General features: G+C 74.5%; 16 protein-coding genes. 9 read left to right on the top strand and 7 right to left on the bottom strand.

Translation table 11 applies throughout. The features are described from left to right. The 7 genes from ACFVYI_RS30795 to ACFVYI_RS30765 form a co-directional block, all read left to right on the top strand. Positions 1–570, top strand: a 570-nt coding sequence (locus tag ACFVYI_RS30795; RefSeq protein ID WP_387891675.1) for a phosphopantetheine-binding protein, incomplete at its 5' end; no start/stop codon positions are given. A gap of 39 nt (positions 571–609) precedes the next feature. Further along, on the top strand, positions 610–834 hold the full coding sequence (locus ACFVYI_RS30790; protein ID WP_387891673.1) for an MbtH family protein: 225 nt from the start codon (positions 610–612) through the stop codon (positions 832–834). Between the two features lie 90 nt (positions 835–924). After that, complete coding sequence (locus tag ACFVYI_RS30785) at positions 925–2775, top strand: ABC transporter ATP-binding protein (protein WP_387891671.1); 1851 nt, start codon at positions 925–927, stop codon at positions 2773–2775. Further along, a complete protein-coding gene (locus ACFVYI_RS30780; protein ID WP_387891669.1) occupies positions 2768–4498 on the top strand; it encodes an ABC transporter ATP-binding protein in 1731 nt (576 codons plus the stop codon). The genes ACFVYI_RS30785 and ACFVYI_RS30780 overlap by 8 nt, the downstream gene beginning before the upstream one ends. A gap of 118 nt (positions 4499–4616) precedes the next feature. Then, the gene (locus tag ACFVYI_RS30775) at positions 4617–5444 is read left to right on the top strand and encodes a siderophore-interacting protein (protein ID WP_387891668.1); all 828 of its coding nucleotides are present in this window, start codon (positions 4617–4619) and stop codon (positions 5442–5444) included. Beyond that, a complete protein-coding gene (locus tag ACFVYI_RS30770; protein WP_387891667.1) occupies positions 5441–6535 on the top strand; it encodes a FecCD family ABC transporter permease in 1095 nt (364 codons plus the stop codon). Before ACFVYI_RS30775 ends, ACFVYI_RS30770 begins: the two co-directional genes overlap by 4 nt. Further along, the gene (locus ACFVYI_RS30765) at positions 6532–7644 is read left to right on the top strand and encodes a FecCD family ABC transporter permease (RefSeq protein ID WP_387891665.1); all 1113 of its coding nucleotides are present in this window, start codon (positions 6532–6534) and stop codon (positions 7642–7644) included. Before ACFVYI_RS30770 ends, ACFVYI_RS30765 begins: the two co-directional genes overlap by 4 nt. Positions 7645–7720: 76 nt before the next feature. Here ACFVYI_RS30765 and ACFVYI_RS30760 read toward each other — a convergent pair whose 3' ends face one another. From ACFVYI_RS30760 to dhbA, 6 genes are read right to left on the bottom strand one after another with little or no spacing between them, the layout of a single operon-like run. Then, the gene (locus ACFVYI_RS30760; RefSeq protein WP_387891664.1) at positions 7721–8209 is read right to left on the bottom strand and encodes a GNAT family N-acetyltransferase; all 489 of its coding nucleotides are present in this window, start codon (positions 8207–8209) and stop codon (positions 7721–7723) included. Beyond that, on the bottom strand, positions 8206–9024 hold the full coding sequence (locus tag ACFVYI_RS30755) for an ABC transporter ATP-binding protein (protein WP_387891662.1): 819 nt from the start codon (positions 9022–9024) through the stop codon (positions 8206–8208). Before ACFVYI_RS30755 ends, ACFVYI_RS30760 begins: the two co-directional genes overlap by 4 nt. After that, positions 9021–9653, bottom strand: coding sequence for an isochorismatase family protein (locus ACFVYI_RS30750; RefSeq protein ID WP_387891660.1), 633 nt, complete (start codon positions 9651–9653; stop codon positions 9021–9023). The genes ACFVYI_RS30755 and ACFVYI_RS30750 overlap by 4 nt, the downstream gene beginning before the upstream one ends. 33 nt (positions 9654–9686) lie before the next feature. Beyond that, positions 9687–11279: a (2,3-dihydroxybenzoyl)adenylate synthase gene (locus ACFVYI_RS30745; RefSeq protein ID WP_387891659.1), complete on the bottom strand. Its 1593-nt coding sequence runs from the start codon at positions 11277–11279 to the stop codon at positions 9687–9689. Further along, complete coding sequence (locus ACFVYI_RS30740; protein ID WP_387891657.1) at positions 11276–12460, bottom strand: isochorismate synthase; 1185 nt, start codon at positions 12458–12460, stop codon at positions 11276–11278. The genes ACFVYI_RS30745 and ACFVYI_RS30740 overlap by 4 nt, the downstream gene beginning before the upstream one ends. 55 nt (positions 12461–12515) lie before the next feature. After that, entirely contained in the window at positions 12516–13346 is an 831-nt protein-coding gene (gene dhbA, locus ACFVYI_RS30735) for a 2,3-dihydro-2,3-dihydroxybenzoate dehydrogenase (protein WP_387891655.1), read from the bottom strand. Positions 13347–13835: 489 nt separating this feature from the next. Here dhbA and ACFVYI_RS30730 point away from each other — a divergent pair, with 489 nt between their 5' ends. Then, complete coding sequence (locus ACFVYI_RS30730; protein ID WP_387891653.1) at positions 13836–14159, top strand: hypothetical protein; 324 nt, start codon at positions 13836–13838, stop codon at positions 14157–14159. Continuing rightward, positions 14156–14647: a MarR family winged helix-turn-helix transcriptional regulator gene (locus tag ACFVYI_RS30725; RefSeq protein ID WP_387891652.1), complete on the top strand. Its 492-nt coding sequence runs from the start codon at positions 14156–14158 to the stop codon at positions 14645–14647. Before ACFVYI_RS30730 ends, ACFVYI_RS30725 begins: the two co-directional genes overlap by 4 nt. A gap of 54 nt (positions 14648–14701) precedes the next feature. Here the strand turns inward: ACFVYI_RS30725 and ACFVYI_RS30720 are convergent, their stop codons facing one another. Continuing rightward, the gene (locus ACFVYI_RS30720; RefSeq protein ID WP_387891651.1) at positions 14702–16432 is read right to left on the bottom strand and encodes an amidohydrolase; all 1731 of its coding nucleotides are present in this window, start codon (positions 16430–16432) and stop codon (positions 14702–14704) included. Positions 16433–16484 lie beyond the last annotated feature (52 nt).

Here is a 16484-nt window from a genome sequence, read left to right as displayed (position 1 = left end):
GTCGAGGACGCCATCGCGGTGGACCCGTCGGTGGCCCAGGCCGCCGTGGTGGTCCGTGAGGACACCCCCGGCGTCAAGCGCCTCGTCGCCTACCTGGTGCCAAGTGAGGGTACCCTTATCGAGGTCGCCGCGGTCCGCCGCATGCTGGCCGCCCGGCTGCCCGAGTACATGGTGCCGTCGGCGTTCGTGGTGCTCGGTGAACTTCCGCTGACCGTCAACGGCAAGCTCGACCGCAAGGCCCTCCCCGCGCCCGGCGCCACCGACTTCACCACGTCGGGACCGCTGCGCGGACCCAGGTACCCGAGCGAGAAGGCCGTGCACGCGGCGTTCACCGACGTGCTGGGCCTGCCCGCGCTCGGGATCGACGAGAACTTCTTCGACCTCGGTGGCCACTCGCTGCTCGCGATGTCGCTGCTCCAGCGGATCCGGGCGGAGTTCGCCGGCGAGTTCGGCCTGGCCGACCTGCTGGCCCGGCCGACCGTGGCGGCGCTCGCCGAGTTCCTCGTCGACCGCCTCGTCCGCACCTCGCTCGGCGAGGAGCCCGAGAGCACGCCGGCCTGTTCCGGCTGACCACCCGTCCACCGACCACCACCCCCCCAAGGAGACGACATGAGCGCCACCAACCCGTTCGAGGACGACGACGCCCGTTACTTCGTGCTCGTCAACGCGGAGAACCAGCACTCCCTCTGGCCCGCCTTCGCCGAGATCCCGGCCGGCTGGACGGTCGTGCACGGCGAGGACACCCGCGAGGCCTGCACCGCCTACGTGGACGCCAACTGGACGGATATGCGCCCGGCCGGCCTGGTCGCCCGCACGGCCGCCGCCGGCGCCTGACCCACCCCACCGGGGGACGTGCCCACCGGGCCGTCCCCCGGCCCCGTATCCGACCCAGTGACCAGACGGGCGAGCGATCGAGTGAGCGATGTGAGCAACCGACAGACGGAACCCGCCGCGGGGCCCCGGGACGGCCTGACGGCCGAGGAACTCGCGGACGAGGACCTGGCGCCCGGGGCGCTCTCCCCGGAGCGCCGCCGTCGGGCGCGCGCCCTGCTGAGGAGCTCCCTGCGGCCCCACCGGGCCACCGTGGCCGCGGCGATGGTGGCGGCGGCGATCCGCCAGATCGCCCTGCTGGCCGTGCCCTGGTGCGTCCAGCACGCCGTGGACGACGGGCTCAAGCCCGGCGACGACCGGGCCCTGCTGCTCTGGTCCGGTGCCACCGCCGGCGCCGCGCTCGTCCAGTTCGTCGGCCTCTACGGCTGGCAGTACTGGGCCGGGTACGCCGACTCCAAGGTCGGCGCGGACCTGCGCGGCCGCCTGCTGCGCCACCTGTCCGGACTGGACCGCGCCGCGCTCGCCTCGCGCGGGCACGGCGACCTCGCCATGCGCGCCACCCGCGACACCGACCTGGTCCGCGAGTGGGTGCACGGCCTGGCCATCTGGGTGGTGCTGGCCACCACCTTCGTGGTCGTCCTGCCCGCCCTGGCCGCCCTCGACCTCAGCCTGCTGCTGGTCACCCTGGCCACCCTGCCGTTCCTGGTCTGGGTCAACCTGTACTTCCCCAAGCGCTTCGCCGCCGCCAGTGGGGAGCTCGCCCGGGCGCACGGCGAACGCGCCGACGCCGTCGCCGACCTGCTGCAGGTCGGCACCGGACTGCGCGGCACCGGCGGCCACCGCCCGCTGGTCGAACGCCACCACACGGCCAGCGCCGACGTCACCGACCGCACCGTGGTCGCCGCCCGGGTGGAGGCCGGCTGGGCCGCCGTGGCGCCGTTCGTCCCGCGCCTGGCGGTCGCCGCCGGCGTCGGCGTCGGCGGCCTGGCCGTCCTCGACGACCGGCTCAGCCTCGGCGGGCTGATCGCCTTCACCTCCTGGATGGCGATCGTCACCCTGGCCACCCGGGTCCTGGTGGACCGTCTGCTGGAGCGCGGCCAGGCCGACGTCGCCGCCGCCCGCATCGACGAGGCGCTCTGCATCCGGCCGGTCGTCGCCGAACCCGCCCCCGAGGACGCCGTGGAACTGCCGGACTCCGGCGCCCTGGTGCTCTCCGGCGTCAGCGCCGTCCGGGACGGGCGCACCGTGCTCGGCCCGGTCGACCTGGAGATCGAGGACGGCGGGTTCGTGGCCCTGGAAGGCGCCACCGGCTCCGGCAAGAGCACGCTGCTGCGCCTGGCCGTCCGCCTCGACGACCCGGACTCCGGCACCGTCTCCTACGGCGGCGTCGACCTGCGCCGGGCCCGGCTGGACGAGGTCCGAGCGCGGATCGCGTACGTCTCCCAACGTCCGGTCCTGCTCTCCGGCACCGTGGCCGACAATCTGCGCCTGGGCCGCGAACTGGACGAGGCGGCGCTGCACGAGGCCTGTCGGATCGCCGGCATCCACGACCAGCTCACCGCGATGCCCGAGGGCTACCTGACCGAACTGGGCGAGGGCGGCACCGCCCTGTCCGGCGGCCAGGTCCAGCGCCTCGCCATCGCCCGCGCCCTGCTCGGCGACCCCCGGGTGCTGCTGCTGGACGACTCCACCTCCGCCCTGGACACCACGACGGAGCGGCTCGTCCTGGAACGGCTGCGCACCTGGGCGGCCGGCCGCACGGTGGTCTTCGCCTCGCACCGCTCCGCCGTCCTCGACGCCGCCGACCGCTCGGTGCGGCTGCTCGGCCAGGGCGGCGAGAACGGCTCCGGACCGGACGACCCGTCCGGCCCCACCGACTCCGCCCCGACCGAAAGGCCCGAGAGCGCCATGACCGCAACCAGCGCGGAGGCGACCCATGGCTGAGCAGCCCCTGCTCCGGGACGAGGCGGACCAGCGGGGCGTGCTGCGCCGGGCGGCCCCCTACCTGCGCCCGCACCGCACCCGGCTGATCGTCGCTCTGCTGGTCGGCCTCGCCGACTCCGCCGCGCTGGTGGCCGTCGCCCCGCTGATCGGCCTCGCCGCCGACGCGCTGGACGACGGCGACCGCCGGGGCCTCGGCCTGGCCGTGCTGTTCCTGGCCGTGCTCGCGGTCGGCCAGCTGGTGCTGGCCAGGGTCGGCGAACTGCTGCTGATCAAGGGCGGCGAGCAGGTCGTCCGCACCCTGCGCGAGCAGTGCGTGGAGAACCTGGCCGTCGCGCCGCTGCGCTTCCTGGAGACGCACCGCAGCGGCGAGCTGCTGCGGCGCTCCACCGGCGAGGTGGCCGCGCTGGCCGCGTTCGTCCGGCTCCACCTGCGCAACCTGGTGGCCTCGGTGGCGACCCTGGTCTTCACCCTGGCGGTGCTGGCCGGGTACTCCTGGCTGCTGCTCCTCGTCCAGCTGGCCGTCTTCGTCCCGCTGACCCTGCTGGTCACCCGGTGGTTCCAGCGCGACGCCGGTGCGGCGTTCGGGGCCAAGGCCGGGGCGGAGGCCACCGTCGCGGCCACCTTCTCCGAGACGCTGACCGCCCGTGAGGCCCTTCAGACCTCGCGCGGCCTGGCCGGGTGGACGCGCCGCTTCGACGGCGAGAACACCCGGGCGGTGCACGCCGCCCGCCGGGCGCTGCGGGTGGAGAACCGGATCGACCTGGTGAGCCTGATCGAGGGCCTGGCCCTCGTGGTGCTGCTGCTGGTCGGCGGCTGGCTGGTCACCGAGGACACCCTGACCATCGGCGCCGTGGTGGTGTTCGTGGTCGCCGGCCGCAACCTCTTCGACTCCTTCGCCGACCTCTCCCAGCTGGTCGGTGAGGTGCAGACGGCGCGGACCGGCCTGGCCCGACTGCTGGACCTGCTGGCCGCGACCGCGCCCGCGGCCCGCCTGAGGACGGCGTCCGGTGCGCTGCCGGCCCGGGGCGATCTGCGCTGCGAGGGCGTCGAGTACGCCTACCGGGCGGACGGCCGCACCCTGCACGGGATCAGCCTCGACTTCCCCGAGGGGAGCCGGACCGGGGTCGTCGGCGAGACGGGCTCCGGGAAGACCACGCTGTCGAAGCTGCTCTGCGGCCTCTACCACCCGGACACCGGCACCGTCAGCTTCGCCGGCACCGACCTCGCGGCCGTGCCCGAGGAGGAGCTCCGCCGCCGGATCGTCCTGGTCCCGCAGGAGGTGCGGATGGTCACCGGCACGGTGGCGCAGAACCTGGCCCTGGTCCAGGGCGCCCCGGACCGGGCGGCCATCGAGCGGACGGTCGACCAGCTCGGCCTGCGGGCCTGGATCGCCGAGCTGCCGGGCGGTCTGGACGCGGAGGTCGGGCTGCGCGGCGGCAACCTGTCGGCGGGCGAGCGGCAGATCCTCGGCCTGGTCCGCGCGGTGCTGGCGGATCCGGCCGTCCTGGTCCTGGACGAGGCGACGGCCGACATCGACCCGGCCACCGCCGCCCGGCTGGAGCTCGCACTGGACGAACTGCGGGCCGACTGCACGCTGATCGTGATCGCGCACCGTCCGGCCACCATCGCCCGGCTGCCCCGGGTGGTCCGGCTGGACGGCGGCCGCCTGGTGGGTGACGAAGCGGCAGGTGAGCTGCGGATCGGGGCTCCGCGACTGGTCTGAAGATGAGAGGTTAGGCTAACCTAATCGAAAGTGAGTGCCGGTGCCGTCACCCGTCGAACGGGGGGCGGCACCGGCGGCTGCCGGCCTGCGCACACCTCCCACCGGATTGGGCTGACCGATGACGACAGACACCGCCCCGCCGCGCATGCGGATCGTTCGCCACCCCCTCAAGTACCGCCTGCTGGAAGTCCGGCGGGTCACCCGGGTGACCCCCGGCACGGTGCGGGTCACCTTCGGCGGCCCCGACCTCGAAGGCTTCTGCGAGCTGGCCCCGACCGACCACGTGAAGCTCTGCTTCGCCGAGGAGGGGGCCGACCTGCCGGTCGAGCCGGTGGTCGAGAACGACACCTGGATGGACGCGCCGGTCGAGCCGATCACCCGCGACTACACGATCCGTCACTACCGGCGGGACGCGCAGGAGCTCGACATCGACATGGTGCTGCACGGCACCGGCATCGGCTCCGGCTGGGCCGAGGCCGCCGAGCCCGGTATGCGGCTGGGCGTCCTGGGCCCGCGCGGGTCGGAGGAGATCCCCTTCGTCCACGACTGGTACCTGCTGGCGGCCGAGGAGACCGCGATCCCCGCACTGGGCCGCTGGCTGGAGATGCTGCCCGCCGGCGTCAGGGTGATCGCCTTCGCCGAGGTGCCCGGGCCCGAGCACGAGCAGGTCTTCGAGACCGCCACCGACGCGACGCTCACCTGGCTGCACCGCGGCGACGCCCCGGCCGGCAGCGGCGACCTGCTGGAGCGGGCGATCCGTGCGGCCGACCTGCCCGACGGCATGGGCTTCGCCTGGGTGGCGGGGGAGGCCAACACCCTCAAGCCGATCCGCCGTCACCTGCGGGCGGAGCGGGGACTGGACCGCCACCAGATCGACGTCGACGGCTACTGGAAGCGCGGCGTCGCCAACCACGACCACCACGAGGGCGAGCACGAGCAGGCATGAGGACCACCGCCCCGTCCAGCGCCGTCGAGCCCGCGGAGGCCGATCCCTCGGAGGACCAGGCCCGGGCCGCGACCGCCCTGCCCGGGCGGATCGGCACCGGCCGACGGCTGGCCTGGCTCCTCGGCGCACTGGCGCTGCTGGCCGTGCTCGCCCTCGCCGGCATCGCGATCGGCGCCCGCTACATCCCGCCCGGGCAGGTGCTGCACGTGCTGTTCCACCACGAGCCCACCTCCGAGGACTGGATCGTGGTGCACCACGCGCGGATCCCGCGCACACTGCTCGGCATCGCCGTGGGCGCCGCCCTCGGTGTCGCGGGCGCGATGATGCAGGCGCTCACCCGCAACCCGCTGGCCGACCCCGGACTGCTGGGCGTCAACGGCGGCGCCGCCGCGGCCGTCGCGGCCGGGACGGCGCTGTTCGACCTGCGGAGCTTCCACTCCTACATCTGGTTCGCGCTGGCCGGCGCCGCCGTCGCCGCCCTGGTGGTACAGATCCTCGGCGGAGGCGGCCGGGCCTCGGCGACACCCGCGCGCCTCGCACTGGCCGGAACCGCCGTCACCGCCGTGCTGACCGCCTTCGTCAACGGCCTGATCCTGCTCGATCCGCTGACCCTCAACCGGTTCCGGTTCTGGCAGGTCGGCACGCTCGCGGGCGTCGACTCCGCGGTGCTCGGCCAGGTCCTGCCGTTCCTGGCGGTCGGCGGGGTGCTCGCCCTGCTGCTCGGCCGGCCGCTGAACGCACTCGCCCTCGGCGACGACGCCGGGCACGCGCTGGGCGCCCACCCGGCCCGCACCCGGGCGTTCAGCCTGGTCGCCGTCACACTGCTGTGCGGCGCGGCCACCGCGGCGGTCGGCCCGATCGCCTTCGTCGGCCTGGCCGTTCCGCACCTCGCCCGCCACGTCTGCGGCCCGGACCAGCGCTGGATCATGCTGCTCTCGGCGGTCCTGGCCCCGGTGCTGCTGCTCGGGGCGGACATCCTCGGCCGGGTGCTCCTGCACCCGGCGGAGCTCCAGGCCGGCGTGGTCACCGCCTTCATCGGCGCGCCGCTCTTCATCGCCCTCGTCCGCGGCCGAAGGATCGTCCACCTATGAACAGCCCCCTGACGGTCCCCCGGCCCGCCGCCCCGGTCGCGGCCGTGCCGGACGGAACGCCCGCGCGGCCGCCCGTCCCGCTGCGCGCCCTGCGCCTTCCCGGTGGGCGCTCGCTGCGCTGGCACCGGCGGGCGACGGTGGTCGGCGCCCTGCTGGTGCTCGCCCTGTTCGGCGTCGGCGCCTGGCTGTTGACGGCCGGCGACTACCCGCTGCCGGTCGCCGACGTGATCGACGTGCTCACCGGCGGCGGCGTCCGGGCGGACCGCTACATCGTGAGGGAGGTGCGGCTGCCGCGGCTGCTGACCGCCCTGCTGGTGGGCGCCGCGCTCGGCCTGGCCGGCGCGCTCTTCCAGACGCTCGCCCGCAACCCGCTCGGCAGCCCGGACGTCATCGGCTTCACGGTCGGCTCGGCCACCGGCGCGCTGGCGGTCATCCTGCTGATCGGCGGGAGCGCCGCCACCGTCGCCTTCGGCGCCGTGGTCGGCGGACTGGTCACCGCCGCCCTGGTCTACCTGCTGGCCCGGCGCGGCGGCACCCAGGGGTACCGGCTGGTGCTGGTCGGCATCGGGGTGAGCTCGCTGCTCTCCTCGCTCAACGCCTACCTGATCGCCCGGGCCTCGTTCAGCGACGCGCAGAGCGCGGCGGTCTGGCTGACCGGCAGCCTCAACGCCCGGGGCTGGGAGCACTGCGGGCCGATGGCGCTCGCGCTGGCCGTCCTGCTGCCGGCGGCGGTGCTGCTCGGCCGCCCGCTGCGGATGCTGGAGATGGGCGACGACGCGGCGTCCTCGCTCGGGGTGCGCACCGAACGGGTGCGGATCCGGCTGGTGCTGATCGGCGTCGCGCTGACGGCCGCCGCCACCGCCGCCGCGGGCCCGATCCCGTTCGTGGCCCTGATCGCCCCGCAGGCCGTCCGCAGGCTGACCCGGGCCACCGGCCCCAACCTGGTGGGCTCCGCACTGCTGGGCGCCGTCCTGCTGGCCGTCAGCGATCTGGCGGCGCAGCGCCTGCTCGCCCCCACGCAGCTGCCGGTGGGCGTGTTCACGGGCGTGGTGGGCGGCTGCTACCTGGTCTGGCTGATCGCCGGCCAGTGGCGGGCCGCGCGCTCCTGAGGAGTCGGCGGGCACAGCAGCAGACCCCGGGTCCGATCACGGACCCGGGGTCTGCTGCTGTGGGCGGGAGGCGGCGTCAGCCCTCCAGCGTCCGGAGGTAGACCCGGGAGCCCCGGGCCGGGTCCAACTCGCGCGCCCACGCCTGCGGCGCGAGCCCGGCCGGGATCTCCTCGAAGCCGTAGCGGCGGAAGAGCGCCCCGCCGCCGGTGCTGGCGGTGAAGAGGGCCCGCACCCCGCGGCGGCCGGCCTCGTCCAGCAGGGCGTCCAGGAGGTGCGAGCCGAGGCCCGCGCCCCGCAGGCCCTTGCGGACGCAGAAGTTGTGCAGCAGCCCGGGGGCGGGGTGGGCCGGCGGCTCGGGGGCGAGCAGGCGCAGCGCCACGCAGCCGTCCGGGCCGGACGGCCCGTCGACGAGGAGGAACCGGTCCCGCGGCGCGCGGTAGTCGGCCTCCCGGCGGCGGCGCAGCTCACCGGAGTCCATGGAGGGCTCGGAGAGCGCGAGGAGCGCCGCCGCGTCCGCCGCCGTCGCCGGCCGGACCGTCAGGGTTCTGCTGCCGGTGGGGCTCACCGATTCCTCGACCGGTGTCCGGGCGCCATCGGGACGACCAGCGGGGTGCCGGTCTGCGGGTCCTCGATCACCTGGCACGGCAGGTCGAAGACCTTCTCGACCAGTTCGGCGGTGACGATCTCGCCGGGCGGGCCCTGGGCCACCACCGCGCCGTCCCGCATGGCGATCAGGTGGCTGGCGTAGCGGGCGGCCTGGTTGAGGTCGTGGAGCACGGCGACGAGGGTGCGGTTCTGCTCCTCGTGCAGCCGGGCGCACAGGTCGAGGACCTCGACCTGGTGGGCGATGTCGAGGAAGGTGGTCGGTTCGTCGAGCAGCAGCAGCGGGGTCTGCTGGGCGATGGCCATCGCCAGCCAGACCCGCTGGCGCTGGCCGCCGGAGAGCTCGTCGACGAAGCGGGCGGCGAGCGTGTCGACGTTGGTGGCCGCCATCGACTCCGCGACGACCCGGTCGTCCTCCCGGGACCACTGGCGGAACAGCCCCTGGTGCGGGTAGCGCCCGCGGGAGACCAGGTCGGCCACGGTGATGCCGTCGGGCGCGGTGGAGCTCTGCGGGAGCAGGCCGAGCCGGCGGGCGAGTTCCTTCGAGGACAGGGCGCTGATCTGCTCGCCGTCCAGCAGCACCCGCCCGGCGGCCGGCCTGAGCAGCCGGGCGAACGCCCGCAGCAGGGTGGACTTTCCGCAGGCGTTGGGGCCGACGATGACGGTGAAGGAGCCGTCCGGGACGCCGATCGACAGGTCGGTCGCGATGGCGCGGTCGCCGTAGCGGAGGGTGACGTTCTCGGCGTGGAGCCGCCCGGGCTCCTCGGGCGCGGTCACGGGGCCTCCAGCAGCTGGTCGGTGGTCAGGACGACGGCGCACTTCTCGGCGGCCCAGCGCAGGCCCTCCAGGTGCTTCTCGGCGGAGAAGTCGGCGGTGGCGTCGGCCACCACGAACGCCTGGACGTCGCGGCTCCACGCGTCGGCGGCCGTCATCAGCACACCGATGTGGGCGTAGACGCCGACCAGCACCAGCTGGTCGCGGCCGGACCGGGCCAGGATGTCGGCCAGCTCGGTCCTGGCGAAGGCGCTGTACTTCCACTTGAGCAGCAGGGTGTCGCCCTCGGCCGGGGCGACGACGTCCGGGACGGCCTGCGCCCAGGCGTCGGCGGGCAGTCCGGGGCCCCAGAAGTCCAGTTGGAGGCCGCGTTCCTCGGGGGACTGGCCGCCGCGCTGGTGGGAGTAGACGACGGGCATTCCGTGCCCGCGGGCGTACGCCAGGACCTGGGCGGTCCGGGCGAGGGCGGGGGCCAGTGGCGGCCCTTCGGCGGGGAACGCGGACAGGAAGTAGTTCTGCAGGTCGTGGACGAGCAGGACGGCCCGGGCGGGGTCGACCCGCCACGGGACCTTGGGCGCGGGGAGCTGGTCGGCCCGCGGGGGATCGTACGGGGCGATGGTGGGCAGTGCCATGGTGTCTGGGCGTGCTCTCTCTGGGGTGGCGCGCTAGCGGGCGGTGGTGCGGAGGTCCTTCTTGCTGACCTTGCCGATTCCGGTCTGCGGGAACTCGGTCACGAACTCGACCAGGTCGGGCACCTTGTAGTCGGCCAGGCCGCGGGCCCGGACGAAGGCCTTCAGCTCGACGGCGCGCGGGCGGGGTGCGTCGGCGCGCAGGATGACGTAGGCCCGGGTGCGTTCGCCGAGGTGCTCGTCGGGCACGGCGATGACGGACACGTCGTGGACGGCCGGGTGGGCGAGCAGGACGTTCTCGACCTCCTCGGCGGCGACCTTCTCGCCGCCCCGGTTGATCTGGTCCTTGGCCCGGCCCTCGACCACCAGGTGACCGGTGGCGGTCCGGCGGACCAGGTCTCCGGTGCGGTAGAAGCCGTCCGGGGTGAAGGCGACGGCGTTGTGCTCGGGCGCCCGCCAGTAGCCGCGGATGGTGTACGGGCCGCGGGTGAGCAGGTGGCCGGTCGTGCCGTCGGGCAGGTCCCGGTCCTCGTCGTCGACGACCCGTACCTCGTCGGCGGGGGAGATCGGGCGGCCCTGGGTCGTCAGCACGGTCTCCTCGGAGTCCTCCGGCCGGGTGTAGTTGACCAGCCCCTCGGCCATGCCGAAGACCTGCTGGAGGTCGCAGCCGAGCGCGGGACCGAGCCGTCGGGCGGCCTCCTCGCTGAGCTTGGCGCCGCCCACCTGGAGCAGCCGCAGGCTGGCGAGGTCCCGGTCGGCGCCGGGCGCCGCGTCGGCCCAGGCGAGGGCGATCGGCGGGACGACGCCGGTCAGGGTGACCCGCTCGCTCTCGATCAGCGCCAGCGCGGTGCCCGGGCTGGGGTCGGGGGCCAGGACCACCCGGCCGCCGGCGTGGAACACCCCGAGGCTGCCGGGGGAGCTGAGCGGGAAGTTGTGCGCGGCGGGCAGCGCGCAGAGGTAGACCGTCTCCGCGGTCAGCCCGCAGATCGCGGCGGACTCGCGGACGCTGTACAGGTAGTCGAAGTGGTAGCGGGGGATCAGCTTGGGCAGGCCGGTGCTCCCGCCGGAGAGCTGGAGGAAGGCCAGGTCGGTGGCGGCGGGCGGGTCCTGGACGGGTGCGGGCTCGTCGGCGCGCAGCTCGTCGAGCGAGGTGAAGGGGCCCGGATCACCGACCACGAAGACCTCGGCGAGGTCGGGCACCGCCGCCGTGACCCGGGCGGCCATCTCCCGGTGGTCGAAGCCGGCGTGCCGGTCGGCGACGATCAGCGCCCGGGCCCCGGCGAACTCGCAGAAGTAGGAGATCTCGGCGTGCCGGTGCGCGGGCAGGGCCATCACCGGGACCACCCCGGCCCGCAGCGCGCCGATGAACACCTCGTAGAACTCGGCGACGTTGGGGAGCTGGAGGACGATCCGCTCGCCCCGCCGGATGCCCCGGGCGAGCAGTCCGGTGGCCAACCGGTCGGCCCGCCGGTCGAGTTCGGCGTAGCTCCAGCGCCGGGCGCCGTCGACCACCGCGATCCGCTCGGGCCGTTCGGCGGCGTGCCGGCGGATCATGTGGTCGAGCCGCTCGTCGGTCCAGTAGCCGGCCGCCCGGTAGCGCCGGGCGAACTCCTCGGGCCAGTCGGTCATTTGGCGTCTCCCAGTCCAACAGCGTGGAGAAAGGTGCGGAACTTCGCGGTGGTCTCGGCGAGTTCGTGCTCCGGCACCGAGGCCGCGACCACGCCGGCGCCGGCGAACAGCCGCAGATCGTCCCCGTCGGCCTCCGCACAGCGCAGCGTGATGACCCATTCGCCGTCGCCGTAGGCGTCCCCCCAGCCGACCACGCCGGTGTAGAACCCGCGGTCGAAGGGTTCCAGGGTACCGATCAGCGCGCGGGCCCGGTCCGTCGGTGTCCCGCAGACGGCCGGTGTGGGGTGCAGGGCGAGAGCGAGGTCGAGCGCGCTGGTGGCGGGGTCGCGCAGGGTGCCGGTGACGACCGTGGACAGGTGCCACATCGCGGCGGTGCGGATCACCGACGGCCGCTCGGGCACGACCAGGTCGTGGCAGTGGGGTTCGAGCGCACGCCGGACGGCGTCCACGACGAAGGCGTGCTCCGCGAGGTCCTTCGGCGACTCCAGCAGGGCGGCGGCGCGCCGCCGGTCCTCGACCGGGTCGTCGCTGCGCGCGGCCGAGCCGGCCAGCGGGTTGGAGGTGACGGCGGTGCCGCGCCGGGAGACCAGCAGCTCGGGGCTGGCGCCGACCAGGGTGGCGCTGCCCTCGCCGGGGACGGCGAAGGTGTAGCCGTGCGGGTCACGGTGGATCAGCCGGCGGAGCATGGCCGGGAGATCGGCGCCGCCGGGGGCGGACAGCTCCAGGGTCCGGGCGAGGACGACCTTGCTGAGCTCCTGGTCCTCGCCGAGGATCCGGACGGCGTCGGCGACGGCCTCGCGGTACCCCTCGGGGGCGGGGACGGGACGGCTGGTCCAGACCGGCCCGGTCTGCGGTTCGGGGGCGAGCCGCAGCAGCGGATCGTCGTGGACCGGCTGGGCCCACCGGGTCTCGGCGGGTATGAAGAGCGCGGCGGGGCGGCCGGGGGCGAAGGGCACGGCGCCGACCACGAGCGGGTCGGGCCGCTCCGCGGTGCGCGCCTCGCGGAGCAGCCGGGTGGCCTCGGCGGGGTCGGTGACGGCCACCCGGCTGCCCGTGGCGAGCAGTGTCCGTCTCGGGCCGGCGAAGAAGGCCCGGTCGGGGCCGGGGCGGTAGGCGGCCAGCAGCGCACCGCCCACGCGGTGGGCCGCGGTCGTGCCGCCGGTCTCGTTCACTGTGGTCATGCTGCTCCGTTCTGGGGGGCGGGTCGGTGTGCCCGGTGGTCGTCCGACCGGTGGATCAGGCGCGGAGGGTGGCGCCGCCGTCGACGTAGAGGTCCTGCATGGTGATGTGCCGGGCCCGGTCGCCGGCCAGGAACACCACGGCCTCGGCGATGTCCTCGGGGTCGGCGATCCGTCCGAGGGGGATCCCCACCCGGTAGCTGGCCGGGTCGCCGTCGATGACGCGCTGTTCGGCGGAGGGGTCGCGCCACAGGGAGCGCTGCATCTCGGTGTCGGTGGAGCCGGGGGAGACCAGGTTGCAGCGGACGCCCGAGCGGGCCAGTTCCAGGCCGAGGCAGCGGACGAACATCGCGGTGGCGGCCTTGGAGGCCGCGTAGGCGGCCATCGTGGTGCGCGGCACCCCGGCGGCGTTGGAGCCGACCGTGACGATGCTGCCGGCGCCGCGCCCGGCCATCCGGCGCCCGACCGCCCGACAGGTGTGGAACACCCCGTCGGTGTTGACGGCGAAGGTGGCCGCCCAGTTCTCGTCGGTGGTCTCCAGGGCGAGGGCCGGGCGGAGGATTCCGGCGACGTTGACCAGGATGTCGATCGGGCCGACGGTGCGCTCCACGCGCTCGACCTCGGCCTCGACGGCGGCGGCATCGGTGACGTCCAGGCGGGCGAGACCGGGGCGGTCGGCCCGCCGGTCGGTGGCCACGACGCGAGCCCCGCGCTCGGTGAGCAGGCGGGCGACCGCGGCGCCGATGCCCTGGGCCGCGCCGGTGACGAGCGCGACGCGGCCTTCGAAGTCCGCGGTCTCGACGGCTGCGGGGCGGTCCGGGGCGGTGGAGGTCCGGACGCCCGCGTCGGTGGCGGGCGGAGCGGGGGCGTCCGCGGGGGAAGTCGGCATGTGAGATCTCCGGGGGCGGGCAGGTCGGGCGAGTGGGCGGAGCACAACAGTTCGGTAAGGCTAGCCTAACCATGTTTTCGAGGGGTGGCCAGGGTGGGGGTGGGCCCGGTGCGACCGGCGGCGGCCGTGCGGCGGGGCTCCGAGGCGGGGTCGGCGGGGGTTCGGGCGTGCCGAGCAGGCATCTTGAGGCCTGGTCGGGCGGGGTTCGGGGGTGACCGACCCTCCGATCGGGAGGTGCGTGATGAGGCATCAGGCGTGTGGGTTGGGCGGTGAATTGCGCCGTTCGACGGGTTGACGGTGGGGTGGGAGTGAACATTAGGTGAGGCTTGCCTGGCTAATGGGTCCAGTCGACTCGGGTCGGTTGCCGTGTGCGCTCCGCCGACTCCCCGCGTGCCCGGGTCAGGCGCGGCGAACCGCCCCAGGGGGCGTGGTGTCTCTCCTTGGCAGCACTTCTTGACGCCACTTTGCTTATTAGGCGAGGCTAACCTTATGTTGAACGACCCTTCGAGCCATGGGCCGGCCGGCGTCGCCAAGACCCTCCTCACGCCGCTCTACGGCCGCGCCCATGCCGACCGCCTGCTGCCGGACAGTGCGGTGCGGCTGCACGCCGCTTCGATCACCGACCCGGACCGAGGCGACGCGCTGCCCGAAGAGTCAGGGCCGACGCTGGTCGTGGTCGAGGGCGCGCTGATGTGCCCGTCCGACCGGGAGGTGGCGCGCTTCCTCGCCGATGTGGGGGAGCAGCTCGGTCCCCGCATGTGTAACGGCTCCCGCCCGGGCCCGCGGCCCGGTGAAGATTGGCTGACCCGATGAATCCCACCGCACCGGGGCTGTTGACGCTGAGCAGCTTCCTCATGTCCCGCACCGGCCAGGCCGCCCGCCGGCGGCTCGCGAACCAGGCGGAGCGTCAAGGGCTCCGGCTCTGGCACGTGATGGTGCTCTGCGCACTGGAGGAGGAGGGCGGCCAGGCGAAGGGCGAACTGGCCGCCCGGCTGGACATCGGCCCCAGCGACATGATCAAGGTGATCGACGACCTGCTCGCCGCGGGGTACGTCACCTGCACCCGCTCACCGGCCGACCGCCGGCGCGTGCACGTCGACCTCACCGCCCAGGGGCGGGTGGCGGCGTCCCGGATCAACTCCGACCTGGCCGCCACCGACGACGAGGTGCTCGCCCCGCTCTCCCGTGAGGAGCGGCGGCGGCTGTTCGACATGCTGAACCGCCTGAACGGGCACCTGGGGCAGGCCGACGACGACCCCGACGAGGCCGGGGCCCGGCAGATCCGGAAGCGGGGCCGGTGACGGCATCGGCGCACCGGGCCCCGCCCGGGTCGGGCGGGGCCGCCCGGCGGACCGTCAGCAGCTGCACCCCCACCGGGGCTCGACGGAGCCGGCGGGAAGGGCCGTGGCACCGGCCTTCCAGTCGGGCGCCGGGTGGACGGTGTGCCCGGCCTTGATGGTCTCGACGACGGTGATGTCCTTGATCTCCTCGGCCTCGACGGCCAGCGGGCTGGCACTGAGGATCACCAGGTCGGCGAGCTTTCCGACCTCGATGGTGCCCTTGCGGTCCTCCTCGAAGTACTGGCGGGCGGCGTTGACGGTGATCGAGCGGACGGCGTCCAGGGCGTCGACGCACTGCTCGGGGCCGACGACCACGCCCTCGGTGCGGCTACGGCGGGTGACCTGGCTGGAGAGGATGGCGATCGAGTTGGGCAGAGCCACCGGGGCGTCGTGGTGGGAGGTGTAGGCGAGGCCCTGGTCCAGCGCCCAGCGGGCCGGTGAGATGGTCGCCGCCCGCTCCTCCCCGAGGACGGTCCCGCGGTACCAGTCGCCCCAGTAGTAGGTGTGCATGGAGAAGAAGGAGGGGATGACGCCCAGCCGGGCGAAGTCCTCGACCTGGTCGAGCCGGGCGGTCTGCGCGTGGATCGCCACCGTCCGCCGGTCGGCGTGACCGGCCAGCTCGGTGGCGCCCTCGACGGCCTTGAGGAACTGGTCGATCGCGGCGTCCCCGTTGACGTGTGCCAGGACCTGCCAGCCCTTGGCGTACGCGGCTTCGATCTGCTTCAGGACGGTGGTGTCGTCCTCGACGGCGGGGTAGCCGCAGTAGTCCGCGGGCTTTCCGGGCGGCGGGGTCAGGTACGGGACGGTGAGCCAGGCGGTGCGGCCCTGCGGCGAGCCGTCCAGGACCAGCTTCACGCCGGCCGCGCGCACGCCGTCGACGTACTCCGCGCTCGCCCCGATCGGGTCCTCCTCCGGGGCCTGCGCGAGCTGGTCGGCCTTGACGTAGGCGACCACGTCGATCTTGAACGGCACGGCAGCGGCGGTGTCCCGCAGGGCCTTGAGGTTGACGAGGCTGGTGCCGCCCTCCTGCACCGTGGTGAAGCCGAACCGTGCCGCCGACTCCGCGCCCTTGATGAACAGCGCCTGCAGCGCCGCCTCGGGCAGGCCGGCCATCGCCAGGTCCGAGGCCGGGTTGAACGCCTTCTCCTCCAGCACCCCGTCGGGCTCGCCGTACGAGGGCGGCACCGCCAGCTCCCGGCGGCGGATGACCCCGCCCTCGGGGTCCGGGGTGGCGGCGCCGTACTTCAGCCGCTTCAGCCCCAGGCTGTTCACCGCGCCCAGGTGGAAGGACTGGTGGATCGCCAGGACGGGCCGGGTGGTGGAGACCTCGTCCAGCTCGTCGCGGGTGGGGTGCACGCCCTCGGCGAGCATGGCGTCGTCGTAGCCGAATCCGATGATCCAGTCGGAGTCCCGGCCTACCGGGCCCTCGGCCCAGGCCCGCAACCTGTCCTGGAGCGAGGGGATGTCGGTGACGTCGCCGTCGGGCGCGGCCAGCAGGTTCGCGATGGTCGCCTGCAGCCCGATCCCGCCGAGATGCCCGTGCGCGTCGACGAACCCCGGCAGCAGCGCCTGTCCCGCCAGGTCGCGCAGCCGCGTCCGCGGCCCCTTCCAGCCGTCGACCGCTTCGTCGAGTCCGCCGACGAAGACGATGAGCCCGTCCTTGACCGCGACGGCCTCGGGTGCCGGCCCGGCGGCGACGGTCACGATGTCGCCGCCGTGGAAGATGAGGTCGGCCTGGTCGGCCATGCTGTTGCCCCTTGGGTCGGATGCGGGTGGTGGCCGGACAACTACCCCGTGT

Source organism: Kitasatospora sp. NPDC058218, assembly GCF_042882445.1.
Taxonomy (GTDB): Bacteria; Actinomycetota; Actinomycetes; order Streptomycetales; family Streptomycetaceae; genus Kitasatospora.
The sequence above is the reverse complement of the archived record's forward strand: the minus strand, read 5'-3'. Positions and strand labels throughout refer to the sequence as shown.